Annotated in this window: 25 protein-coding genes; 6 read left to right on the plus strand and 19 right to left on the minus strand. The window is 47.6% G+C overall.

Going from position 1 to position 23,809, the window contains the following annotated elements; all coding sequences use genetic code 11:
• The first annotated feature begins 37 nt into the window (after window positions 1–37).
• Window positions 38–1,498 carry an MFS transporter gene (locus tag KE626_RS07355; RefSeq protein WP_211972231.1) on the plus strand — a complete coding sequence of 487 codons (1,461 nt, stop codon included), beginning with the start codon at window positions 38–40 and terminating at the stop codon, window positions 1,496–1,498.
• 198 nt (window positions 1,499–1,696) lie between these two features.
• Here the strand turns inward: KE626_RS07355 and KE626_RS07360 are convergent, their stop codons facing one another.
• The 11 genes from KE626_RS07360 to KE626_RS07410 all read right to left on the minus strand — a co-directional run bounded on the left by KE626_RS07360 (window position 1,697) and on the right by KE626_RS07410 (window position 10,998).
• The gene (locus tag KE626_RS07360; protein WP_211972232.1) at window positions 1,697–2,677 is read right to left on the minus strand and encodes a GSCFA domain-containing protein; all 981 of its coding nucleotides are present in this window, start codon (window positions 2,675–2,677) and stop codon (window positions 1,697–1,699) included.
• A 9-nt stretch (window positions 2,678–2,686) separates the two neighbouring features.
• Window positions 2,687–3,538: a hydroxymethylglutaryl-CoA lyase gene (locus KE626_RS07365; protein ID WP_211972233.1), complete on the minus strand. Its 852-nt coding sequence runs from the start codon at window positions 3,536–3,538 to the stop codon at window positions 2,687–2,689.
• Between the two features lie 221 nt (window positions 3,539–3,759).
• On the minus strand, window positions 3,760–4,581 hold the full coding sequence (gene rlmB / locus KE626_RS07370) for a 23S rRNA (guanosine(2251)-2'-O)-methyltransferase RlmB (protein ID WP_249207339.1): 822 nt from the start codon (window positions 4,579–4,581) through the stop codon (window positions 3,760–3,762).
• A gap of 20 nt (window positions 4,582–4,601) precedes the next feature.
• Entirely contained in the window at window positions 4,602–5,165 is a 564-nt protein-coding gene (locus tag KE626_RS07375) for an NUDIX domain-containing protein (RefSeq protein ID WP_211972234.1), read from the minus strand.
• 108 nt (window positions 5,166–5,273) lie between these two features.
• Window positions 5,274–5,714 (minus strand): GNAT family N-acetyltransferase, encoded by a 441-nt coding sequence (locus tag KE626_RS07380; protein ID WP_211972235.1) that lies wholly within the window; start codon window positions 5,712–5,714, stop codon window positions 5,274–5,276.
• A 130-nt stretch (window positions 5,715–5,844) separates the two neighbouring features.
• Window positions 5,845–6,765 (minus strand): EamA family transporter, encoded by a 921-nt coding sequence (locus KE626_RS07385; RefSeq protein WP_211972236.1) that lies wholly within the window; start codon window positions 6,763–6,765, stop codon window positions 5,845–5,847.
• Entirely contained in the window at window positions 6,758–8,173 is a 1,416-nt protein-coding gene (locus KE626_RS07390) for a pyridoxal phosphate-dependent decarboxylase family protein (protein ID WP_211972237.1), read from the minus strand. The genes KE626_RS07385 and KE626_RS07390 overlap by 8 nt, the downstream gene beginning before the upstream one ends.
• Before the next feature lie 358 nt (window positions 8,174–8,531).
• Complete coding sequence (locus tag KE626_RS07395) at window positions 8,532–9,017, minus strand: methylated-DNA--[protein]-cysteine S-methyltransferase (protein ID WP_211972238.1); 486 nt, start codon at window positions 9,015–9,017, stop codon at window positions 8,532–8,534.
• A 7-nt stretch (window positions 9,018–9,024) separates the two neighbouring features.
• Window positions 9,025–9,927: a DNA-3-methyladenine glycosylase family protein gene (locus KE626_RS07400; protein WP_211972239.1), complete on the minus strand. Its 903-nt coding sequence runs from the start codon at window positions 9,925–9,927 to the stop codon at window positions 9,025–9,027.
• Between the two features lie 252 nt (window positions 9,928–10,179).
• Window positions 10,180–10,623 (minus strand): carboxymuconolactone decarboxylase family protein, encoded by a 444-nt coding sequence (locus KE626_RS07405; RefSeq protein ID WP_249207340.1) that lies wholly within the window; start codon window positions 10,621–10,623, stop codon window positions 10,180–10,182.
• A 27-nt stretch (window positions 10,624–10,650) separates the two neighbouring features.
• Window positions 10,651–10,998, minus strand: a complete 348-nt coding sequence (locus KE626_RS07410; protein ID WP_211972240.1) for a nuclear transport factor 2 family protein — start codon at window positions 10,996–10,998, stop codon at window positions 10,651–10,653.
• A 96-nt stretch (window positions 10,999–11,094) separates the two neighbouring features.
• On the opposite strand from KE626_RS07410, the gene KE626_RS07415 reads away from it, so the two are divergent.
• Both KE626_RS07415 and KE626_RS07420 read left to right on the plus strand, forming a co-directional pair.
• A complete protein-coding gene (locus tag KE626_RS07415) occupies window positions 11,095–12,522 on the plus strand; it encodes an aminotransferase-like domain-containing protein (protein WP_211972241.1) in 1,428 nt (475 codons plus the stop codon).
• A 74-nt stretch (window positions 12,523–12,596) separates the two neighbouring features.
• Window positions 12,597–14,027 carry an aminotransferase-like domain-containing protein gene (locus tag KE626_RS07420; protein ID WP_211972242.1) on the plus strand — a complete coding sequence of 477 codons (1,431 nt, stop codon included), beginning with the start codon at window positions 12,597–12,599 and terminating at the stop codon, window positions 14,025–14,027.
• 234 nt (window positions 14,028–14,261) lie between these two features.
• Here KE626_RS07420 and KE626_RS07425 read toward each other — a convergent pair whose 3' ends face one another.
• The 3 genes from KE626_RS07425 to KE626_RS07435 form a co-directional block, all read right to left on the minus strand.
• Window positions 14,262–15,011: an SDR family oxidoreductase gene (locus KE626_RS07425; RefSeq protein WP_211972243.1), complete on the minus strand. Its 750-nt coding sequence runs from the start codon at window positions 15,009–15,011 to the stop codon at window positions 14,262–14,264.
• An 18-nt stretch (window positions 15,012–15,029) separates the two neighbouring features.
• On the minus strand, window positions 15,030–15,785 hold the full coding sequence (locus KE626_RS07430; protein ID WP_211972244.1) for a glucose 1-dehydrogenase: 756 nt from the start codon (window positions 15,783–15,785) through the stop codon (window positions 15,030–15,032).
• Between the two features lie 137 nt (window positions 15,786–15,922).
• Window positions 15,923–16,192, minus strand: a complete 270-nt coding sequence (locus tag KE626_RS07435) for an ArsR/SmtB family transcription factor (protein WP_211972245.1) — start codon at window positions 16,190–16,192, stop codon at window positions 15,923–15,925.
• Window positions 16,193–16,630: 438 nt separating this feature from the next.
• On the opposite strand from KE626_RS07435, the gene KE626_RS07440 reads away from it, so the two are divergent.
• Window positions 16,631–17,107, plus strand: coding sequence for a hypothetical protein (locus KE626_RS07440; RefSeq protein ID WP_211972246.1), 477 nt, complete (start codon window positions 16,631–16,633; stop codon window positions 17,105–17,107).
• A gap of 221 nt (window positions 17,108–17,328) precedes the next feature.
• Here the strand turns inward: KE626_RS07440 and KE626_RS07445 are convergent, their stop codons facing one another.
• The 4 genes from KE626_RS07445 to bla form a co-directional block, all read right to left on the minus strand.
• Window positions 17,329–18,042 carry a hypothetical protein gene (locus KE626_RS07445; RefSeq protein ID WP_211972247.1) on the minus strand — a complete coding sequence of 238 codons (714 nt, stop codon included), beginning with the start codon at window positions 18,040–18,042 and terminating at the stop codon, window positions 17,329–17,331.
• A gap of 44 nt (window positions 18,043–18,086) precedes the next feature.
• The gene (locus KE626_RS07450) at window positions 18,087–18,440 is read right to left on the minus strand and encodes a hypothetical protein (protein WP_211972248.1); all 354 of its coding nucleotides are present in this window, start codon (window positions 18,438–18,440) and stop codon (window positions 18,087–18,089) included.
• Between the two features lie 8 nt (window positions 18,441–18,448).
• Window positions 18,449–19,186: a hypothetical protein gene (locus tag KE626_RS07455; RefSeq protein WP_211972249.1), complete on the minus strand. Its 738-nt coding sequence runs from the start codon at window positions 19,184–19,186 to the stop codon at window positions 18,449–18,451.
• A 148-nt stretch (window positions 19,187–19,334) separates the two neighbouring features.
• Window positions 19,335–20,219 carry a class A beta-lactamase gene (gene bla, locus KE626_RS07460; RefSeq protein ID WP_211972250.1) on the minus strand — a complete coding sequence of 295 codons (885 nt, stop codon included), beginning with the start codon at window positions 20,217–20,219 and terminating at the stop codon, window positions 19,335–19,337.
• A 136-nt stretch (window positions 20,220–20,355) separates the two neighbouring features.
• Between bla and proB the strand changes: the two genes are divergently transcribed.
• Together proB and KE626_RS07470 are read left to right on the plus strand one after the other, a co-directional pair.
• Entirely contained in the window at window positions 20,356–21,390 is a 1,035-nt protein-coding gene (gene proB, locus KE626_RS07465) for a glutamate 5-kinase (RefSeq protein WP_211972251.1), read from the plus strand.
• 24 nt (window positions 21,391–21,414) lie between these two features.
• A complete protein-coding gene (locus KE626_RS07470) occupies window positions 21,415–22,665 on the plus strand; it encodes a glutamate-5-semialdehyde dehydrogenase (RefSeq protein ID WP_211972252.1) in 1,251 nt (416 codons plus the stop codon).
• Here the strand turns inward: KE626_RS07470 and KE626_RS07475 are convergent, their stop codons facing one another.
• A complete protein-coding gene (locus tag KE626_RS07475) occupies window positions 22,666–23,739 on the minus strand; it encodes a class I fructose-bisphosphate aldolase (protein ID WP_211972253.1) in 1,074 nt (357 codons plus the stop codon).
• Window positions 23,740–23,809 lie beyond the last annotated feature (70 nt).

Below are 23,809 nucleotides of genomic sequence, written 5' to 3' on the forward strand. Positions count from 1 at the left end.
CGTCTAAAAGCTGGCTGCTAAAAGCCAAAAGCTACATATGAAATCCTCGCTCCCTTCTAAAAACATCTGGCAGGTAATCATGGCCTCGTCAGCAGGCACGCTCATTGAATGGTACGACTTCTACATCTTTGGCAGCTTATCCGCCATTATTGCGGAAAAGTTCTTTCCTCCCAGCAACCCGCAACTGGCCTATATTGCCACACTGGCAACCTTTGCAGTGGGATTTATTGTACGCCCGTTTGGCGCCATCGTTTTTGGCCGCCTCGGAGATATGGTAGGCCGTAAGTACACGTTCCTCCTTACCCTCCTTATCATGGGCGGATCGACCTTCGCTATCGGTCTCATTCCCAGCTACCACACCATCGGTATACTGGCACCCATACTGGTGCTGATCCTGCGACTCGCACAAGGACTAGCGCTTGGTGGCGAATACGGCGGCGCTGCCACCTATGTGGCCGAGCATTCGCCCGATGACCGCCGCGGCTACTACACCAGTTTCATACAAACCACTGCTACACTGGGTTTGTTTGTATCCCTCGGCGTAATCCTGCTTACCCGCATGCTCATGTCGCCAGAAGATTTCAATAACTATGGCTGGCGTATTCCCTTCCTGCTGTCCGTGCTGCTGGTGATCATGTCGTATTATATCCGTATACGGCTGCAGGAATCCCCCCTGTTTGCACAGATGAAGAAAGAAGGGAAAACCTCCGCTAATCCCATTAAGGAAAGTTTTGCCAACAAAGAAAACCTGAAACTGGTGATGATCGCCTTATTTGGCGCCGCCATGGGACAAGGCGTGGTATGGTATACCGGCCAGTTCTATGCACTTTCCTTTCTGCAGAAAACTATGAACATAGAATTTGTGCAATCCAATATCATCATTGCCATTGCACTGCTGTTAGGTACCCCTTTCTTTATTTACTTCGGTTCCCTCTCCGATCGTATAGGCCGTAAAAAAATCATGCTCACAGGCATGCTGCTGGCCGCATTGGCCTACTACCCTATCTACCAGGCGATGGATAACATCGGGAATGTAAAACTGAAACAGGAACAAACAGAGCTGTTCAGAATAGAAAGCAGCTCCACCAAAAACGATGCAGGCGAACTCGTTAACAAAACCACCCGGGTACACAGCTACACCGACGGCAGCATCCTGAAGGAAACTGCCGATAAAAAAGAACTGAGCGTTAGTCGTCTTAACATTACCTACCTGGTACTGCTCATCTTTATACAGGTTATTTTTGTTACCATGGTATATGCGCCCATCGCGGCTTTCCTGGTAGAACTGTTCCCTACCCGTATCAGGTACACCTCCATGTCGCTGCCCTACCATATCGGTAACGGCGTATTTGGCGGATTGTTACCAACTATTTCCACCATCCTGGTAACCAATACCGGCAATCACCTCGCCGGATTGATCTATCCTATAGGCGTTGCCGTGATCTGCTTTATTGTGGGGATCATTTATCTAAAGGATAAGCGGGGTATCCCGCTGTGATTTTTTTGCCCAGGATTGGTTTTTCTTGCCCAGGATTAACGGTGATTATGATGATTAAAATGATTTTTTTCTTTTGATTTTAAAAGATTAGGGAAGATGACAGCGGATATATGCTGTTATCTTCCCTAATCTTTTAAAATCAAAAATCTCTAAAAAATCACCAAAAGAAAAAAATCATTTTAATCATCATAATCACCGTTAATCCTGGGCAAGAAAAAACTCGCGTAAATCATCCAGCTTCAGTTCCGGATGTTGCGCCATCAACAACTTCACCTTTTCTGCATAGGTGCGCAGGAATTGCCGGTGCTGGTGGCTTTCAGGATTGAAAGGCCGGTGCCGGGCGGCCCGGTTTATTTCAGCGACCTGGTGTAACAGCGCCTGGCTGTTTTCTCCGACACAATTTTTTACTACCTGCTCCCATACGTAGTTCACTGCCAGCTCGTTGGGGTGTACCAGGTCTTCTTTGTAAAAACGATAATCGCGCAAATCATCTATTACCAGCTCATAGGCCGGGAAATAAAAGAGGCGGTTAAATTTATTAACAAGATGATGTACAGCCTGCAGTAACACCGCTTTGCTCAGGTTATTTTCCACTACGCCATCCCTGATATAACGTACAGGACTAACCGTAAAGAGTATATTGATTTTCCTGTTGCGGAAAAACAAACGATGCATCATATTGTCCAGCGCCGTAACTATTTCATCTACGGTGAGCAGGCGTTTATAAAAATTGCCTGCCGGTACTTTATGACAGTTGCCTACCAGGCGGCTGTTTTCCTTCAGCGAATAGGCATGTGCAGAGCCCAGCGTTAGTATCAGCCAATCGGCATTGTCAATTGCTTTTATGGCGGCAGCCTGCATGCCGTTGATATTATCCAGCGCCGCTTCGGGTGTAAGCGCCGAAAAACGGCTGTGATGATCCCAGCTGTTCCAGGAATCGTTGTGTTGAAACAAGTCTTCCCGCGTATATACCCTGCCATCCAGGTAGCTTGTCAGCGCCCGGGTAATGCTCAGGGGGTTATATAAAATACCATGTGGATTAATCAGGGTGTTAAACCGGTGCTCATGCAGCTTTTCCCCTATTTCTTCCGCAAAACAGGATCCCATCAGCAACAGCTCCTGCCCGTATTGAATGGCAGTGGAGAGCGGTGTTACCGGAAAACTCAAATGAAATTGCATGTATTACAGTTAATCTTTAAAAACAGCATCTGCCAGCCGCTGTGCCCCGCGCAAAGCGGTCATATCCAGTGTAAGCGGTTCTTTACGCTGATGACAAAAAGCAATCAGGTTTTCAGTAGCCAGGTTACCTACCAGCTCATCTTTAGCCATAGGGCAACCGCCGATGCCTTTAATGGAGCTATCGAAGCGTTTGCAGCCCTGTTCGTAGGCGGCCTGCACTTTCTCTTCCCAGTTGTAGGGAGCCGCATGAAAGTGAGCGCCTATTTCCACATCCGGATAGGCCGGAATGAGGTGTTTAAACAAACCGGTAATGGTAGCAGGGTCGGCCACGCCAACCGTATCTGCCAGGGAAATAATGCCGACTTCCATCTTCACCATTTCCGCCACCCACTCCAATACAATCTCCGGGCTGTAAGGATCTCCATAAGGATTACCAAATCCCATCGAAATATAAATCACCAGCTCCTTCCGGTTCTTGATACAGAGCTCCTGCATGGAATGCACCTGCTCCAGGGATTCCGCAATGGTTTTGTTTGTGTTTCTTAACTGAAATGTTTCCGATATGGAGAAAGGGAATCCCAGGTAGTTGATTTCATCAAATACGACCGCTTCTTCCGCGCCACGCAAATTTGCTACAATGGCCAGCAGTTTGCTTTTGGAGCCAGGCAACTGCAAACGGGACAACACCTCTTTTGTATCAGCCATCTGCGGTATAGCTTTGGGCGATACAAAACTTCCAAAATCAATCGTATCAAAACCAACTTTCAACAAAGCATCCAGGTATTGCACTTTCTCATCCGTACTGATCATCCGGTGCCATCCCTGCATTGCGTCGCGCGGGCATTCAATTAATTTTAGCATAACAAACCATTTGTGGGAGCGGATTTTGTCTTGCCCAGGATTAAACTTATTTTATGATTTTCAGGATTTTTCTAATTTTTTTTGATTTTAAAAAGATTAGGGAAGATAACAGCAAATATATCCGCTGCCATCTTCCCTAATCTTTTGTAATCTGATGAAATTAAAAAAATCCTGAAAATCATAAAATAAGTTTAATCCTGGGCAAGACAAAATTCGCGTCGTTAGATATTTACCGTTCTTTGTTTCAGTGCTTCATAAAGAATAATCCCGGCGGCAACGGATACGTTGAATGATTCAAAGTTACCTGCCATGGGTATGCGGAACAACACGTCCGAAGCTTTGATCAGTGAGGGAAATACGCCTTTATCCTCTGATCCCATAATAATGGCTACCGGCTCCTTCAGGTCACAATCGTATAACTTAATCTCGGTTTCCATTTCACTGGCCAGCACCTTAATACCATTGAGGTGAAGGGTATCGATCGCTTTATTGAGACTGTTAACACGGCAGACGGAAATTTTTTCCAGGGCGCCGGCAGAGGATTTCACTGCTTCTTCATTTAAGGCGGCAATACCCTTGTCAGGGATAATGATGGCCTGGGCGCCGCAACAAACGGCACTCCTGGCAATAGCCCCTATATTACGTACATCTGTAATACCATCCAGGATCAGGAACAACGGCGTTTCGCCCTGGTCCGTTACATGAGATATGACATCCTGCAGGTCCAGGTAGGTCACATTACCTGCAATACCCACCACGCCCTGGTGATTAGCCTGGGTAAGCCCGTTCAGCTTTTCCACCGGAACATAGTTGACCGGGATATTATTGGTTTGCGCCAGCTCCCTTATTTGCGGGATAATATCGCCGGTAGCTGTGCGCAGCATGTATATGCGCTCGATGGACTTGCCGGAGCTCAGGGCCTCCAGCATCGGCTGCCGGCCAATAATCATGGTAGATTGCTTTGGCCGCTGCGTTGCATATTTTTTAGGGCCACTATGCCCCTCTCTTCTTTCCCCTTTGAAAGCGTTGTATTTCCTTTCCATGTGCTGCAAAGGTAACGGGTTTATTTGTTTAATAAGCCTTCATAGCCCATGAGCTTCACTTTTTGTATGGCCGCCACTGATAACGAATCGGTGATTTCAAAGTCTTTCACCATCTGGTAAGCCGTTTCAAAAGGGACCTTTTTCACCACCAGCTGCTCGGTATCCTCCGGCTCAGCTTCCCGCTGCTCCAGCCCCCGGGCCAGAAATACCACCCCTTCCTCGTCGGAAACGGAGTTAGACAGATCCATTTTCGTGATCACCTCCCAATGTGATGCCACCAGGCCGGTTTCTTCGAGCAATTCCCGCTTTGCACTATCCAGGGGATCCTGCCCCAATAGGCCACCCCCTTCCGGGATTTCCCAGCTATAACGCTGCAGCGGAAAACGGTACTGCCCCACCAGGTATATATTCATATCATCGTCCAGCGCCACCACGCCAATAGCCAGATTTTTAAAATGTACAACACCATAGATCCCGGCACTACCCACCGGGTTTAATCCTTCATGATGCCATACGCTGATCCAGTTATTGTCGTAGCGGATTTCCCTGGAGTGTATGGTCCAGGGATTTTTTGTTGTGTCCATTAAGGAAAGAATTGAGAATTACGAATGATGAATTACGAATTACGAATTAATGCGAAGACGGTAAACGTGAAGATCTCCCCACAAAATCATAATTCGTAATTCTTCTTGCTAAAGCGGCTTATAGTAATAGTAAGAATTGGTATCTTTTTTAAACCCTACTTTTTCGTACAGCGCCTGCGCGTTTGTATTGGCAATATAGGTTTGCAACATCAGCCAGGCGGCGTCTGTTTGTTTACCATGGTCCGTTGCAGCTGCTATCAGCGCTTTGCCGGCGCCTTTCCCGCGATGCTCGTCCAACACATAAAGATCATTTAACAACCAGCCTCTTTTCATACCCACAGAGGTAAATATGGGATAGAGCTGTGTGAAACCTACAATCTCTTCTCCCTCCAATGCCACAAATATTTTACTATCCTGTTTTGTAATCCTGTCGGTGATAAAGGCGAGCGCTCCTTTGAAATCCGGCGCCTGATCGTAGTAACTGCGGTAAGCATCAAACAATACCGCCACTTCGTTGAGGTGTAATTCCGTTGCCTGAATAACTTCCATAAGATAATCGTTTAGATGAATGCCCGCTCAATTTAACGCATTTCGCTAACAAAAGAAAAGATGTCCTGTCCGGTAAAAACCGGGGTGAACATCTGACTATTAACTTCTACCTTAAAAAATATAGCTATTACTATTTTATGCTTGTGGCAAGCCTTTTCTTATTTTTATTGATAGCGTTATTGACCAGGTAAACCCCGCCGATAGTAACCAGTGAACAAACGCCTGTAAGCCAGGTAAGCTGCTCATGTAATATCAACCAACCTAACAATACGGCTACTACCGGGTTAATATAAGCATAGATGGATACCTGCGCAGGCGGCAGGTTATTCAACGCAAATACATAAGCAGAGTAAGAAAACACCGATCCTACCAACACCAGGTACAACAGGCTTTCCCATAACTCCGTGGTGAATGTACTGACTTCCACGTGCTGCCCTAAAAACAGGGTCGCTACAATTAACATAATGATGCCGCTGAAAAACATCTGGAAACCGGCGCCATACAGGTAGTTCACACCCAGCGCCCACTTGGCGGTAAGCACCGAACCCAGCGCCCAGAATATACAGGATCCGAAAGCGATGAGAATCCCAAACTGGAAATCCGGGTTCATTAAACTCGACAGGTAATTGTAAAAGATACCTGCTACCCCACCAAAGCCCAGGATCATGCCGATGATCAGCTGCAGGCTAAGCCGGGTGCGCTGTACCAGGAAATAACTGGCAATGGTGATCCAGATAGGAATGGTAGCCGCAATGATGGCCCCCAGTCCGCTGGGAATAAATTTCATGGCCCAGGTGAGCAGGCCGTTACCACCACAAAGCATCAGCGTACCTATCACAAATAACTTCGATAACACCATCTTCTCCGGTAGCTTATATCCTCTCAATAAAAAGAACCCGGTAATTAAAAAACCGGCTACGGCCTGTCTTATGCCCGCCAGCATCACCCCATGCATATGCCGTACGCCCACACTGGACGCCAGATAGGTGGTTCCCCAGAAAATACTTACAATAGCCAGCGCGATGTAAGCATTTGTATTTGATTTACGCATAAGTATATTTATTCACTATTTTTTCCGCCAGCGCTTTCATCGTTTCATATGCCATCGTCACATCTTTTTCGCTCGTTCTCCAGTTTACCAATGCAGCGCGGATGGCCGGTTTGCCGGCATATACCGTTGCCGTCATACATACCACGCCACTGGCGTTCACCGCCTCCAGGTATTCATTGACTGCCGCATCAGCATCCTCACCGGCTATATTCAGCGTAAAGCAAACCACACAAAGTCTTACCGGCGCCAGTAAAATAAAATTCGGATCATCTTCCAGCACATTCCCCAGCTGTTTGGCCAACGCAATATTATTTTCTACCAGCCAGCGGTAACCTTCTTTTCCATAGGCCAGCAAGGAAAACCATGCCGGCAAAGCACGCTGCCGGCGTGAGTTTTCGGGTATATTATTGATAAAATTGAACCGCGCTGCAGGATCCCCGAGATAAGCTGCACCGGCATTCTGAAATACGGCTGTCTGCAACTGCGGATGCCGGCAAAATATCATCGCGGCATCATAGGGTACGTTCAGCCATTTATGCGCATCGATGGTAATACTATCGGCCTTTTCCCACCCTTTCAGCAAAAACTTCCACTGATCGCTGCAGGCGGCAAATCCACCAAAAGCAGCGTCCACATGCAGCCAGAAGCCATATTCATCACGCAGCTTTACCAGCTCGGCGATATCATCAAAATCAACCGTATTCACCGTACCTGCATTGGCCACGTAAATAAATGGACCTTTGTTAAGCTGCAGGTATTGTTTTAATGCGCTGATATCAACACATTCCCGGTTCTCCAATACAGGGAGCTTCACCAGGCTATTCCTTCCCAAACCAAGCATAGACATGGCTTTGCTGATACTGGAATGCGGGGTACCTGATAATACCTTTAAACCGGGCAAAGCCGCCATACCCTCTGCCGCAATATCCACTCCCTGCTGTTGCCCTACCCACTGGCGGCCTACGGCCAAACCGGTGAAATTAGACATGGTAGCGCCGGAAACAAAACAGCCCAGGAACTCAGCAGGTAATCCGAACAATTCTTTTAATAAAGCAATGGTTTCCGTTTCTACATAATAAGCAGCGGAACTTTTATCGGATGAGTTCAGGTCCATGGCGGAGGTAAGCCAGTCGCCCATCAATGCCGCCGGTGTAACACCGCCAGTAACAAAGCCCCAATAGCGGGGACCTGCAGCGGCAGTGAGACTGTTACCATACTGTTGCCGGAACATTTCCAGGGCAGCGGCGCCGCCCATTCCCTTATCGGGCATGGCTACACGACAATTGATCTCTACCTGTTTATCTGCTGCCAGCTTATCTATTGCTGATAAAAATTTACTGCTGAAGTCTTTGGTCAACTGTAATAACTGATCCGTATGCTTTAAATCGTCCTGCAATTTCAAATCCATGATTACACAATGTTGATGAGATGGATGGGTTGTAATTCAGGAACAAAATTGCGACAATTACAGATGCCAAAACAGATGCAGTTTTGTAAATTTGGAGCAGATCAGATGAGACAGCGATTAGCTGTTAGCTTTTAGCTTTTAGTAAATGCAGCGGGTTTTGTCTTGCCCAGGATTAAACTGATTTTGATGATTAGCAGGATTGGCTTTTCTGATTTTAAAAGATTTTGGGGAGATGTAAGCGCATATTGTCTTTTATTCCCAAAAATCTTTTAAAATCAAGAAATATAATCTTTTGAAATCAGGAAAAAAATCCTGCTAATCATCAAAATCAGTTTAATCCCGGGCAAGACAAATTCTGCTAAAGCAGCCCGGTAAACAAGTCCATTCGTTCATGTTCCAATAGCCAGCGCTTACGCCACAACCCGCCGGCATAGCCGGTGAGCGTGCCGTTGCTGCCTATTACCCGGTGACAGGGAACGATGATAGCAAGCCGGTTTTTTCCGTTGGTGGTGCCTACAGCGCGGATGCTCCGGGGATTGTGAATACGGTGGGCCAGTGTATGATAAGAAATAGTTTGCCCGAAAGGAATGGCCAATAACTGTTGCCACACCGATTGCTGAAACGCGGTGCCTTCCTGGTATAATGGCAGGTCAAATACTTTGCGCTCGCCTGCAAAGTATTCGTACAGCTGTTGCGCACAATCGAGCAATAAAGAAGGCGCCTGCGGAAAATCAACCGGCGGTTCTTCTGTAAACGAAACCGCATTAATAAACTGGGCAGTGCCGCTGATCAGTAACGGTCCAACGGGAGTGTCTATACGTAAATGATATACTGCTGATTCCATGATTAATCTATTGGGGTAATAAAGACCTCCACAGGTAAAATGTGGCGTACGCTGCATGTTCCTTCCACGACTTTGTATATGCCTGCAATGCCGACATGGAAGGTTTACTTTCCAAATTTAGTCTATTTTTTATAGCATTCTGCAAACCAACATCTTCCAGTAAAACAGATTGCGGAAAACGACGGTATTTCATCAGCGCATAATTGGCTGACCAGTTGCCGATACCTTTCATCGACACCAGGCTGGCCAGCGCCGCTTCATAACCCATTTCCCCCAGTGACGTTTCATTTAAGCGGCCATCCGCCATTTGCCTGGCGGTTTCCACAAGGTATAGTGCCTTGCTCCGGGAAAACTGCATGGGAGTAAGCTGCTCCGGCGTTAATGCCGCTATCACCGCAGGTTGAGGGTATAAATAGAAATCTGTGTCATTCACCACCGCATGATATCCAAATTGGGTAATAAACCGCTGACGCAGGGTATAAGCAAAAGACAGGTTAATTTGCTGTCCTATAATAGGCCAGGTGATGGCTTCAAACAAATCAGGCATTCCTATCAACCGCAGACCGTTATACCGGCCGGGCAGGCCTTTTAACAGCGGGTCTTTTTCCGCATAATCGTAAAACGGTTGCAGATCAGCATCCAGGTGCCACCAGTGCGTAATGTATTTTACGATGGGTGCTGCTGCCACTTCCACGCCCAGGGGCGCCAGTACCGATACTTCCAGGCAATCCCTTTTTTTACCCGGGGCAATCTCTATCACAACAGGCTCTCCATCCGACAGCAACATGCGCTGCACCCTGCCCTCACGCAGGTAATGCAAACATTCTTTATCCGACCGTCCCAAAAAACGCAGGCACTCTTCAAATGAAAAGTGCGCTGCATCATTAACAGGAATTATTATTTTCTGCAAAGCCATCAGCAAAATTACGCAATACGGCGCTGATGGCCTTACGGATTCTTGCGGATTTTTTTGCCCAGGATTAGATTGATTTTTGATGATTTAAAAGATTTTTTTGGGGGATTTTAAAAAGATTTTTGGAGATATAGAGGATATATATCCGCCAATATCTCCAAAAATCTTTTTAAATCTGTTAATCAAAAAAAAATCCTTTAAATCATCAAAAATCAATCTAATCCTGGGCAAAAAAATCCTGGCAAAAAATCAACCTACCGGCTGTGTCCTGGATGTGATCGCAATCCTGTTCCAGGTATTGATCATTCCAATAGCCAGGGTGATCTGCGCTACTTCTTCAGGCGTAAATACGGCGAGGGCGGCGTTGTATACGTCGTCAGGCACGTGGGAGGTGCTAACCAGCGTAACTGCCTCTGTGAGCGCCAGCGCGGCACGTTCCTTATCGGTATAATAAGGCGCTTCATGCCAGGCGTTGAGGCCGTATATACGCTGTTCTGTTTCGCCCATTTTACGGGCATCCTTGGTATGCATGTTTAAACAAAACGCACAGCCGTTGATCTGGGAGGCGCGGATCTTAACCAGCTCTGATAAGGTTTTGTCAATACCCAGTCCATTAACAAAGTCCTGTAATCCCATCAGGGCCTTTAATGCGCCCGGTACCAGCTTGTATACGTCCATTCTTGCTTCCATCATAATATCTGTTTTTATTAGTTAATAATCTTAATAGAAAAATTGTTCACGGATAATTTTACCGTTCTCTACATGATACACACATAGTTCGTTTCTTGTGCGGCGGCCGGTATTGGCGATGGTAACATCCATCAACAGCTGAACGGCGAAATAATCATCGGCTACTATCGGATCGGATATTTCCAGCAGATGGCGCGTTTGTATACTGTCAAGGAACATGCGTTCTTTGTTCATAATGGCCGCTAACCCGCTAGTGATGCGGCCGTCGGGCTCAATGTTTACAACATCGTCACGAAAAAGGGCGGCCTGCGCCTCCGGAAATTTCCACTCCCGGCAAAGTTGTACCAGTGTATAAGCTACTTGTTTAACAACCGTCATGGTATCGATTTGTGGGTACAAAATAACAGCAAAAACAACCGCCAAAACAGATACAGAATTATCAATTATCAACCATAACAGATTACCTTTAGGGAGATGAAAAAAAATAACGGGTTTATTTATCTTCAGCTGGCCGAAAAGATCCAGCAGATGATCGCCGGTGGCGTTTATGCGGTGGGCGACAAACTCCCTTCTGTCCGCTCCCTGCACCAGGATCACGGCATCAGCATCAGTACAGCTTTACAGGTATACACGCACCTGGAAAAAAAGGGTTGGGTAGAAGCCAGGGAAAAATCGGGTTACTTTGTGCACTACTCTCACAACGTGCGCCCACAGCTGCCGCCCGTAACAGATCCGCTGCCTACCCCGGGAAAAGTACAGATCAACGAAAAGCTGGCTATGTTCAGAAAAACCAGCCAGTCGCAGAAAACCATTTCACTGATTGGCGCTGCGCCCGATACCTCCCTGTTGCCTTCCGTAAAGCTTAAAAAGGCTTTGCAGCTCTGTGCGCGGGAGCTCGACACTTCGTATATCCCTTACGGTGATATTACGGGTCATGAGCCCTTCCGGCGGCATATTGCGCGTCATTGTCTTAACTGGGGCAGGGCTGTTTCGCCCAATGAGATCATTGTCACCAACGGCGCCATCGAGGCTACCACGCTATGTTTGCGGGCGGTGGCCAAAGCCGGTGATACTATTGCTATAGAATCCCCTACCTTTTTTGGCCTCTTGCTGGCTATTGAAAGTTTGGGCATGAAAGCACTGGAAATACCTACTGACCCGGTTACCGGGGTAAGTCTGGATAAACTCGAAGCCGCGTTTAAACAAAAAAAGGTGCAGGCCTGCCTGTTCGTTACCAACTACAATAACCCGCTGGGCAGCTGTATGCCCGACAACAGCAAGGAACAGCTGGCAAAGCTGCTTCAGCAATACCAGGTGCCGCTGATAGAAGACGATGTATACGGAGATCTGCATTTTGCGCCGGAGCGTCCCCGCACCGTTAAGTCTTATGATGAAGAAGGACTGGTATTATACTGCTCTTCCTGGTCCAAATCCATTGCGGCGGGTTTGCGTATCGGATGGGTGATCGGCGGCCGGTACCATGAAAAAATTGCGCAGCTGAAATTTATGTCTTCCGCCAGTACCGGCCTGTTACCACAGCTGGTGCTCACCAAATTCCTCGATCAGCAACGACTGGACCTGCACCTGAAATCATTGCGGCAAACGCTCAACATGCAAACCATGCAGATGACAAAGGCTATACAGGAATATTTTCCGGTAGATACGCAACTGACCCGGCCTAACGGGGGCATCAGTTTGTGGGTGGTACTGCCGCCCCGGGTGGATACCTGGAAGCTGCATGAAGCAGCTGTGGAACAAGGCATCACCTTTACACCCGGCTCCCTGTTTTCCAGTCAGCCGCGATACCACGAGTGTATCCGGCTCACCAATGCCAACCCCTGGAATGATGACCAGGAATGGGCGATCCAGACACTTGGACGCCTGATAGGTAAACAGCTGTAATAACTTCTCCCGAAAAAATAAAAATAAAACAGATGCTATTTTTGTATTTTTGACCAGATCAGATTAGCATTACCATGATAAAAACCGCCGATCACCTGTACCTGCAGGTAGCTGATAATATTGAGCAGCTGATAGAAAAAGAAGTGATGAAAATAGGGGAAAAGCTCCCTTCTGTGCGCATGCTCAGCAAGCAACAGGGCATCAGTTTAACCACTGCATTCCAGGCATATTACCACCTGGAATCGAAGGGGCTGATTGAGTCCAGGCCCAAATCCGGGTACTATATCCGCTTCCGGTCCAGGCGCATGCCCGCTATGCCGGGCACCTGTTTGCCGGTAAAAAAAGCCAGTGAAGCCACGGTGAGTGATATGGTGATGGAAGTATTCAGCCAGATCCGGAACCCAAATTTGCTGAACCTTTCTGTAGCCACGCCTCCTCCCGACCTGCTGCCGGCGGCTAAAATGGCGAAGGCGGTGGTACATGCGCTGCGCAACCTGCCCAATAATGGTATCGCGTATGAAGAGTTGCAGGGCAATCCCTTGCTACGCGGACAAATAGCCCGTATGTCGCTCGCCTGGGGCGGCGCCTTTACAGCAGATGATGTGGTCACCAGCAGCGGCTGTATGGATGCGCTCACGCTGTGCTTGTCCGCCGTTACACAACCCGGCGATACTATCGCCATTGAAAGTCCTGCCTATTACGGCTCCATGCAGCTGGCCGAAAGCCTGGGATTAAAAGTGCTGGAAGTGCCTACCCACCCGGTTTCCGGCGTAGACCTGGAGTACCTCGACAAAGCCATTCCCCGGCATAAAATCAAGGCTTGTCTTTTTGTGACCAACTACAACAACCCCTTGGGTTCCTGTATGCCGGATCAAAACAAAAAGGCGCTGGTGGATATGGTAGTGAAGTATGATATTGCCCTGATAGAAGATGATATATACGGGGATCTGTATTTCTCCAAACAACGCCCGGCCAACTGTAAAACGTTCGATAAATATGGGCATGTATTGCTTTGTAATTCCTTCTCAAAATCACTGGCGCCAGGCTACCGTGTGGGCTGGACCATGCCGGGAAAATACAAGGAAAAAGTGCTGATGATGAAACAAAATCACTCCATTGCCTGCGCTTCGCTGCCACAGGCGGCAGTAGGTCATTTCCTGGAAATTGGCCGTTATGAATTTCATTTACGGAATTTAAGGAAGATGTTGCACACCCAGTGTTTGCGGTACTCCCAGGCAATCAGCGAATACTTTCCGGAAGGCACGCGCATTTCACGGCCACAGGGTGGTTGTGTATTATGGGTAGAGCTGGATGAGTCGATCAATACTTTTGATCTGTTTCACCAGGCGCTCAAACATAAGATCAGCTTTTGTCCGGGCAGAATTTTCTCCTTACAGAATAAATACAACAACTGCATGCGTATCAGCTTCGGCAATGCCTGGAGCAAACAGGTGGATGAGGGATTAAAAACGTTGGGAAAGCTGATCCGCAAAATGAATGCATAGAAAAGCCGGAATAAGAATATTCCGGCCGCTGTTATACCTACAACTTAAATATTTTTTAGAAGTTGCTGCCGGATACCTGTATAGCAAGCGGCATCCGGCGGGCAACCAATAATGGGATTCACAAACATCCTAAACAACCGTTAACTGTAAATCAACAAAGAAAATCTTTTAAAGTCCCTGCTGCCGGTGCAGCATTTGCACAATGCTGCACACCGCAACGCCCAGGATCATTTATCAACCGATCAACGGATGTACCATAAGTCCACCGTCTACATTATATTCTGCACCAGTAATAAACGATGCTTCATCTGAAGCCAGGAAGGTCACCATTTTAGCGATATCTTCCGCTTTCCCTAACCTGCCCAGTGGTGTAATACTGCCCAGGTGTGTTTTCAATACGTCGGGCATGCCTACTTTTTCCAGCAATGGGGTGGTGATGATGCCGGGGTTCACGGTATTGACCCGTATCCTCCGGCTGGCCAGTTCCCTCGATAATGTTCTGCCGAGTGAATTCAGTGCTGCTTTGCTGGCCGATAGCACTGCTGCATTAGGTGTTCCTGCGTAAGCATTCAGGGCCGACAGCAGGGTAATGGAGCCGCCATCGCTGATGAGCGGCAATAGTTGCTGTATGGTGAAAAAGGCGCCTTTGAAATTCACATTCATTAATTCATCGTACAAGTCTGTTGTAACTGTTTCAAAAGGTGCCAGTTTCGCCACACCCGCATTTATAAATAAGGCATCAATTTTCCCAAAACGTCCCTGTACATACTCCGCCAACCGCTTTGCATCATTCAGATCTGACTGATCCGCCTTAAAACCTTCTGCAGGATGTCCCAGCGCATATACAGCTTCCTGTATGGCGCCCGGGTTACGACCTGTTATCAATACCTTTGCTCCTTTTGCTAAAAACGACGCTGCTGTTGCGTAGCCTATACCGCTGTTACCGCCTGTGATAACAACTATCTTATCTTTCAATGATGACATGAAGAACTGTTTGAGAAATTAGCCGATTAATGGATGTACGCTCAGACCACCGTCTACATTATATTCGGCGCCTGTAATAAAGGAGGCTTCATCGGAGGCCAGGAAAGATACCAGCCGGGCTATTTCCAGCGGTTGTCCTATTCTGCCCAACGGCAACCTGCTGGCAATATGTTCCGGGTTGATCGCTTCCTTAGGTACGCCGGCCTTTTCCAGGATAGGCGTATCTACCGGTCCGGGGTTTACAATATTCACCCGGATCCTGCGGGCAGATAATTCCCTCGATAAAGTACGTCCCAATGAATTCAGACCGGCCTTGCTGGCACTGTAAACGGATGCTCCCGGCATGCCTGAATGAGCGTTTACGGAAGACAACAGGATAATAGTGCCGCCATCGTTAATTAGTGGGAGTAAGTGCTGCACCGTAAAAAATGCGCCCTTCAGATTAATGTCCATGATGTTGTCAAAAGCCTCTTCTGTTACATCCGTTACGTTTGCAAAAGTGCCTACACCGGCGTTTACAAACAGGATGTCAATTTTGCCATAACGGTCACGCACATACTCCGCTAATTTTTTTGAATCTTCTATCTTTCCCTGGTCTGCAATAAAACTATCTGTTTCCTGTCCAAGCGTAGCCACTGCCTGCTGTACGGCATCCGGCTTACGTCCTGTGATCAATACCTTTGCGCCTTTCGCCAAAAAGTCTGCTGCTGTTGCATATCCTATACCGCTGTTACCGCCCGTGATGACAGCTGTTTTATTTTGTAAGAGTGCCATTCTATTGATTTATTTAAGTTTATCGATGTAATAAGTTTAAAAAAAAGAGAAATAATTTCTCTATAAATCCATTAATTTAAACATTTCAATGTATTATACTATAAAAAAAGCTGTTGGTAAACCCGCCCGGTAGTCCCTCAGCTTAATTGTAAAAAGAACATCGACAATTGCTTCATCATCTCTTTATTGAGCGTTAACTCCACAATTCTGCCGTTTTTCGAAGAATGTAACACCCCACTGTCCACCAGGATCTTCACATGGTGCGATACCGTGGGTTGTGACAAGCACGTAAACTCACATACATCACCACAAATCAGCTTTCCCTTCTTAACAACCTCCATTATGATAGATAATCGGTGTTTGTCGGCGATGGCATTTGCTGCTTTTTCTATCAGTGCTAAATCCATAGAACAAAAGTAATACTATTTTCCAAATATCGAAATATTTCAATGAATTTTTTTTTGAAGCCCGGTTTTCAGCCCACCCGGCCGCTTCTTCCGGTAACCTGCGGGGAACCGGTTGTTGTTTACCGTCCGGAAGCCCGTCCCTCCTGTATCCGGATGATCTCAAAAAAGAAATGCATCTGCGGACGCGAATAGCACGCCAACAGATCTGCTGATAGCAACGCAAACGGTGTATATAAATTTCTTTCTCCCATAGCCTGTAAAATTGCAGTAATCATCCCGGATGCTACCTGCCTCATCTCTTATGTGCCGGGCAATTTTATCCTTTCGTGAACGTTTCTTAATAGTTGTACTGCGCACATTTTTATACTATCTTTAGGCGCTTACCATTGCTGGGCAACCAACAATCGTGTACTCAAATATGCCATACAAACGATCGCCATGAAATCCATGAAAAAACACCTGGTATTACCTGTAGCATTTCTTACATTAGCTGGCTGTCACAACGGCAAAGCACCGGAAGAACAAGAGCAAACGGCCTCCGCTCCGCCTCTGCAAAATACAGGGGAACACGAAGCCGCCACAAAAATTTCACATCCCTGTGTTGTTTTCTATTCACCTGACAGCATTCAACTGGAAAAATTAAAAAAAGAAAACGGAGAAGAAGCTTTTTATACCCTCGCCGACGACAACCAAAACTATATGGCTGATGCCCGTGCTTTCCTCGAAGGAAAAGGCATAAAAATAATAGAACCCGGCAAAGGAAAAATCAGCTTTCAATCCAAAAGCGGACAGGCCGCCATGCTTGACCTGAACGATCCAAAATACAGCTGGGAAAGCTGGTGGTACGATGGAAACAAACTACACAAAATAGATATGACAGATATTGAGAAAGCATATAAACAATATATGAAATAAGCGCTTAGGGGAGCGCCTTCGGCGCTTGTCTTAGACCAGGATTAATATGATTATAATGATTATACTGATTTCATTTTCTTATTTTGAAAGATGCCAGCTTCTTTTATGAAAGTATTCTTCAACAACATAAAAGCCTGTAAGAGAAAAAGCTAAAATCAGGACAATCATTATAATCATATTAATCCTGATCTAGGACAAGCGCCGAAGGCGCTCCCTCCACATCATTCATCGGGCATTGCATACTGCAACGCAGCCTCCGGGGGCTTTCCCGAAAAATGGAATAAATGATCTTTACTGTTAACATCCTCGAGGATGTCCTTTCTTACCAGGAATGCTTCCTTTGTGAACTGCAGCCTGCCCAGTCCTTTTCCGGGCGATATCACCAGCTTATTTACTCCCGCCGGAAGCGGGTAATCAAAAAATGTGTTGTCGTACATACTGTGCAGTATTTTCAGGTGCCGGTAAAACGGCTGATCCACCAATGCTTCGATGCCGTTCGGTGTTTCCGTTAGCGGCAGCGAAGAATCGGGTGAGGGATGCTCCGAAAATTCAAACACCAGGTATGGTGCATGCTGGTAATTAAACGCAAATACCAGCAGCATTTTTCCTGCTGCCACAGTTGTATCCTGCGAAGCCTGTACCATAAACTTCGGAGCAGGCTTATCTGAATCCAGGTATAATGTATCGTGCCGCTGATGCCAGGTGCCTTTGGTAAACTGATCCAGCGCGCCATAGCTCATCGAATAAATAAACCGGTGGTTATCGAAAAGACATAACTCCTCCGCCATTTCCATCTGGCTGGCATTGTAACAGCCTGTTACAACAGTAATGCTTTTATCCATATGTGCTTTTTGAGCAAACAGTGATTTTGCCGGGAGCAGTACCGCCAACAGCAGCATGCCGCTATAACGCTGATATCGTTTTGGCTGCTTCATGAGGTTAACTGTAAGTTAGCACAATAAACGATGCTGCAGCTCAATTATTTGGCATCATCATCATGCGTTAACCGCCACCGGTGCCGGAATGTTCTGATACCCGCTATCAGTAATATAGTGGCCAGCAGCGCTACCAGCAGGGGAAACAACCAGGTGCCGCCAATATCATAACTAAGCTTTTCCAGGCTGGCCATACGTATGGTACCACCGCTTTTTTCCCAGGCCACCATTTCCCTGTACCTGAAAAAAGCAAAAATGTAAAATCCGCCGCTGAGCAGGATCGTCCACAACAGTACGGGCCAGGGGCTTTTCGACATACTGTTTACATATTCGTAGTCGCCCTCATGATGCGGGTTTGTCCACCTGGTTTTCTTCTGAGGTTGTTTTTCATCTTCCATATTCGTGATTATTTATCAGGTCGTACAATTTTGGATATCCTGCCGGGAGAATTGTCTGTTTGGGGAGGTAATACAGAAAAGAAGCGATACTGTATAAGACGCTGAAATGAAATAATTACCGGTATTGCGCTGAAGCCGGTGGTCTCTTTTTTCAGATCGTCCCAGAAACCGGATTTATATTCATTGATCGGTTTTTCGGCAGTACCTACCCTACTGGCGTTACCCTGCGCCAGGAAGATACTGTCGCCATCAATTTTTATCACCTTAAACAATGCATATACATCGTTGGTAGTAGTGGCGCTGTTTTCACTGCGTACCAGTGTACCGCCGGTGTTAGCATAAAAAATATCGCCCGCCTGCGGATGATTCACATATTCCGTGAATTCCTTATCATCATTTGCTTTAGTACGTTTGGCAATCTGGGCCACTAGCACCAGCACCAGGAAAATGGCCGGGATAACGATCATTCCTCTCCACAACCGGAGCGGCGTTTTGGTAGTTGCTTTCAGCTCTTTATATTTCGCTGTAATTTCGGGCGTCCATTTCGCTACGGGGATTTTATCTCCATTGTCGCAAAAAGCCACGCCATATTTCATCGAAGGCATCATAGGTCCCAGCCACCATACATAACGCTGCAATACAACAATGGTAACCCCATTGCCACCACCGTTTGCCAACGGACAGGCCAATCCGGGGTAATGTTTCCTGGTATGCTCAAGTGATCTGATCTGGTAAATAATAAACATAAGTCTGCGGGTTTGTTTTCTACGGTCTTTCTATACAGTTTTACCTGGAAGGCTACAATACAGCTACAGCCGGGTTAAAAAGGGCATTACAATCAATTGCAATATTCCGGAATTGTTAACAAACCAGCAAGTATTACCGGATCATTTTTTAGCGGGCATAATGCTCCCATATGGCCCTTGCAATTTTTGCGATGGTGGCATCCCGTTCCGATGCTGTTGCCCATGTATCAGAAACAAATACGGTAATGGCTATATGATTTCCATTGGGCAGCGTTATAATCCCTACATCATTATGCGCTGCTGTTACGCCATTGATCGTCCAGGAAGTACCTGTTTTATGTGCTACCGCAGTGCCGGCAGGCAACAATCCTTTGAGTCTTTTGGCGCCCGGACCGGAAATAGTCATCAGGTGCAACAAATATTTCCTGCTGCTGTCGGATAAAACGGGTTGTTGATAAAATGTTCCCAGCAGCTGCGTCATTCCCTGTGGTGTGGCCCGGTTCCGGTACTGTACCAGCAGTTTGGTCTTCTGCACCTGTTCTTCTTCCGTGGTGGCAATAGCGATCTGTTTTACGCCCAGTCCATGGATATACGCATTTGCCCTGGCAGGGCCGCCGAGTAATTTCAGCAACACATCACAGGCCGTGCCATCACTTTCACATATATTGTAGGTGATCAGCTCATCGATCGTTAAACTGACATTGCCTTCCGGGTATTTTTCGCGGATAGGGCTGTGGCCAGCGGTGGTAAGATCTGCTTTAACGATCTTTATTGGTTGATCCAGGCGCAGTTTGTGCTGGTCTACCTGCCGGAGTACGGCCATGCTGATCGGGAATTTGTATACGCTTTGCATGGGAAAATGTTCATCGCGATTAAAGGATACCGTATCGCCGGTTTCCAGTAAGCGGGCATAAACGCCAACTTTTCCTGAAATTTTTCCGGCGATACCGGCTACCTTTTGCCGGAGGGTTTCCTGGGCGGAAACGCTACCCGCAGCAAAGCCCAAAACCGCTACTATGGACCAAGTAAGCAATAGTTTCCTGTTTATCATATGATGCGTAATAAAAATATAATGTTCAATATAAACCTTAATTCCGCAGCTGCCGGTAATTTTCCATTTAGAATTTCGCCTCCTTAATATTATTTTAGGCTCCAAATTAGAGACGAAATTGAGCAAACCGATACTTGTAATAAAATTTGGAACGGCGTCCATCACCCACCAGAACGGTGACCTGGATGAAACGGTGATTGCCGGCATTGCGCGGCAGGTAGCAGCTTTACACGAAGATCATCATATTGTGCTGGTATCATCCGGAGCGGTAGCTGCGGGTAAACAGTTTTTACGCCATTACAACGGCACCATCAGCGAGCGAAAAGCCGCGGCAGCCGTGGGTAATCCTTTGCTGCTGAATAAATACAGCCGCTATTTTGCCCCCTACAATATTGCCGTAGCACAGAGCTTATGTGAACGACAGCACTTTTCCGACAGGGACCAGTTCCTGCAGCTAAAGCGTACCTACGAAGAGCTGTGGGCCAGCAATATCATTCCTATCGCCAACGAAAATGATGTGGTAAGCAGCCTGGAGCTGAAATTTTCAGACAACGACGAACTGGCTACCCTCATTGCCGTAGGCTTTGGCGCCTCTCTCCTGTTGTTCAGCACCTCTGTAGCAGGCGTATTGGACAGGACCGGGCAGGTAGTACCGCAGATCGATGTTATTGACAAGGCAGCGCTGGGACTGGCCGACAAAGAGAAATCCAGCCTGGGACTGGGCGGCATGGTGTCTAAACTTACTTTCGCCCGATTGGCCACCAGAATGGGAATCCGCGTGGTGATTTTTGGTATCCGTACAGAAGACGGTATCCTCAATGCCATTGCAGGCAAAACGGGTACCTTGTGTTTGCCGCAGCCCTGCAGCATGCCTGCCCGTAAGAAGTGGCTGGCCAGCGGCAGCCTGGTAACCGGCAGGATACAGATCGATGCCGGCGCCCAGAAAGCCCTGGAGAAGCGTCACAGCCTCCTGGCCGTAGGTGTGCAGGCCGTGCTCGAAAAATTTGAATGCGGGGAAGTGATTGAAATCGTCAACGAAGAAAATACCGCCATCGCTGTAGGCAGGGCAAAAATTTCTTCGGATGTGCTGGATGCCAAACAAAAAGCACAGAATACGGAAGTAGCCCATGCCGACGACATCGTGCTGTTGTAAATGCTTTTTAACGTAACACATATCATGCAAACTATACAACCTTTACTGGAACAGGCGCAACAGGCAGGCGTATCCATCAGAACCCTGCCGGACACAGAGAAACAGGGCCTGCTGCGGAAGCTGGCAGCGGTTATCCTGATCCAGTCCGATAATATCAGCGCAGAAAACAAAAAAGACCTGGACCGGATGCCGGATGAAGATCCGAAAAAAGACAGGTTGCTGCTTACGCCTGCGCGTATCCGCGACCTGGCCTCCAGCCTGGAAGATATTGCCGGTCTCCCGGACCCTGCCAATGTACTGATGCTGGAAAGGCGGCTGGACAACGGTTTGCTCGTACAAAAGAAAACCGTGCCCCTGGGCGTGGTAGGTGTTATTTATGAATCCAGACCCAACGTAACCGTAGATGTGGCAGCCCTCTGTATCCGCTCGGGCAACGTATGCGTACTGCGTGGCGGTACCGATGCATTTCATACCAATACTATCCTGGTAACGCTGATACAGGGTGTGTTAAAGGAGTTTGGGGTAGACGAACACGCGGTACAGCTGCTTCCTACGGACCGTAACCTGGTAACGGAAATGCTCACTGCGGTAAAATATATCGATATCATTATTCCCCGTGGCTCTGAACAACTGATCGAATTTGTGCGGGCCAATTCGCGGGTACCGGTCATTGAAACCGGTGCAGGCGTATGTCATACCTATGTGGAAAAAACAGCCGACCTGTTGCAGGCCGCCGCTATTGTTACCAACGCCAAGGTATCCCGCCCCTCTGTTTGCAACGCACTGGATACCGTACTGGTAGATGAAGCCGTGGCAGCGGATTTCCTGGCCCTGCTGGCGCCGCAGTTGCTGCCGTATGCGGTAGACGTATATGCGGACCCGTTAGCGCTGAAATTACTGCAGCAACAACAGTATCCGCATCTCTTTGCGGCACAACCGGAAGATTTTGGCCGTGAGTTCCTGTCGCTCAAATGCTCTGTGAAAGTAGTATCCGGCCCTGCGGAAGCGCTCTCGCATATACAGCGGTTTTCCTCCCGCCACTCTGAAGCGATCATTTCCCGCGACACGGCGGTGAGTGAGCGTTTCCTCAACGAAGTTGATGCAGCCGCCGTATACGTAAACGCCTCCACCAGGTTTACTGACGGAGGCGTATTTGGCCTCGGTGCGGAAATAGGTATTTCTACCCAGAAATTACATGCCCGCGGACCATTTGCGCTGGAAAAACTGGTAACAGAAAAGTGGTTTATCCATGGCGATGGACAGGTCAGGGGCTAACTATGCCACCGTGATCTGTTCATTCAGGTATACATCCTGGATAGCGTGAAGCAGCGCAGCGCCTTCCGCCATGGGGCGCTGGAAAGCTTTGCGGCCGGAAATTAACCCCATGCCACCCGCTCTTTTATTGATAACGGCAGTGCGCACCGCTTCTGCCAGATCAGCTGCTCCTTCAGAGGCTCCGCCGGAATTAATGAGTCCCATACGGCCCATATAGCAATTGGCTACCTGGTAACGGCAAAGGTCGATCGGATTGTCGGATGTGAGCTGTGTATAAATGCGTTCGTCCAGTTTACCATAGGAAGAACTGCCTGTATTTAATGCCTTATAGCCCCCATTCACCACCGGCAGTTTTTGTTTGATAATATCCGCCTGTATGGTAACGCCGAGGTGATTGGCCTGGCCGGTAAGATCGGCAGCCAGGTGGTAGTCTGCATCTTTTTTAAATGCATCATTCCGCAGGTAGCACCAGAGAATGGTGGCCATCCCCAGCTCATGCGCGCGTTCAAACGCCTGCGATACCTCCACCAGTTGCCGGTCCGACTGTTCGGATCCAAAATAAATAGTGGCGCCTACGGCCACCGCACCTATGTTCCAGGCTTCCTCCACCGTACCGTACATCACCTGGTCGGCCCGGTTGGGATAGGTGAGCAATTCGTTATGATTCAGTTTTACAATAAAGGGGATGCGGTGCGCATAATTGCGGGATACGGCCGATAACACGCCAAAAGTAGACGCAACAGCATTACAACCTCCTTCTACGGCCAGTTTCACAATATTTTCAGGATCGAAGTAGGCTGGGTATTTGGCAAAAGAAGCGCCGGCGCTGTGTTCTACACCCTGGTCTACCGGAAGGATGGACATATAACCGGTTCCTGCCAGTCGCCCGTGGTTAAACAGCTGCCCCAAACTACGCAGTACCTGGGCGTTACGGCTGGAGGGCAGATAGATTTTATTGACGGTATCCGGTCCCGGCAGATGCAGGAGATCTTTACTGATCGTTTTGCTCTGATGTTGCAGCAGGGTATCACTATCTTTTCCTAATAATTCGCTGATTTTTTCCAAGGATAACATAAGCATCGCGTTTTTTGGTACAACTAATTTAAGGATTTAATACCGCACTCACCGGAGCAGACAAAGTTAT

This window comes from Chitinophaga hostae, assembly GCF_018224885.1.
GTDB lineage: Bacteria > Bacteroidota > Bacteroidia > Chitinophagales > Chitinophagaceae > Chitinophaga > Chitinophaga hostae.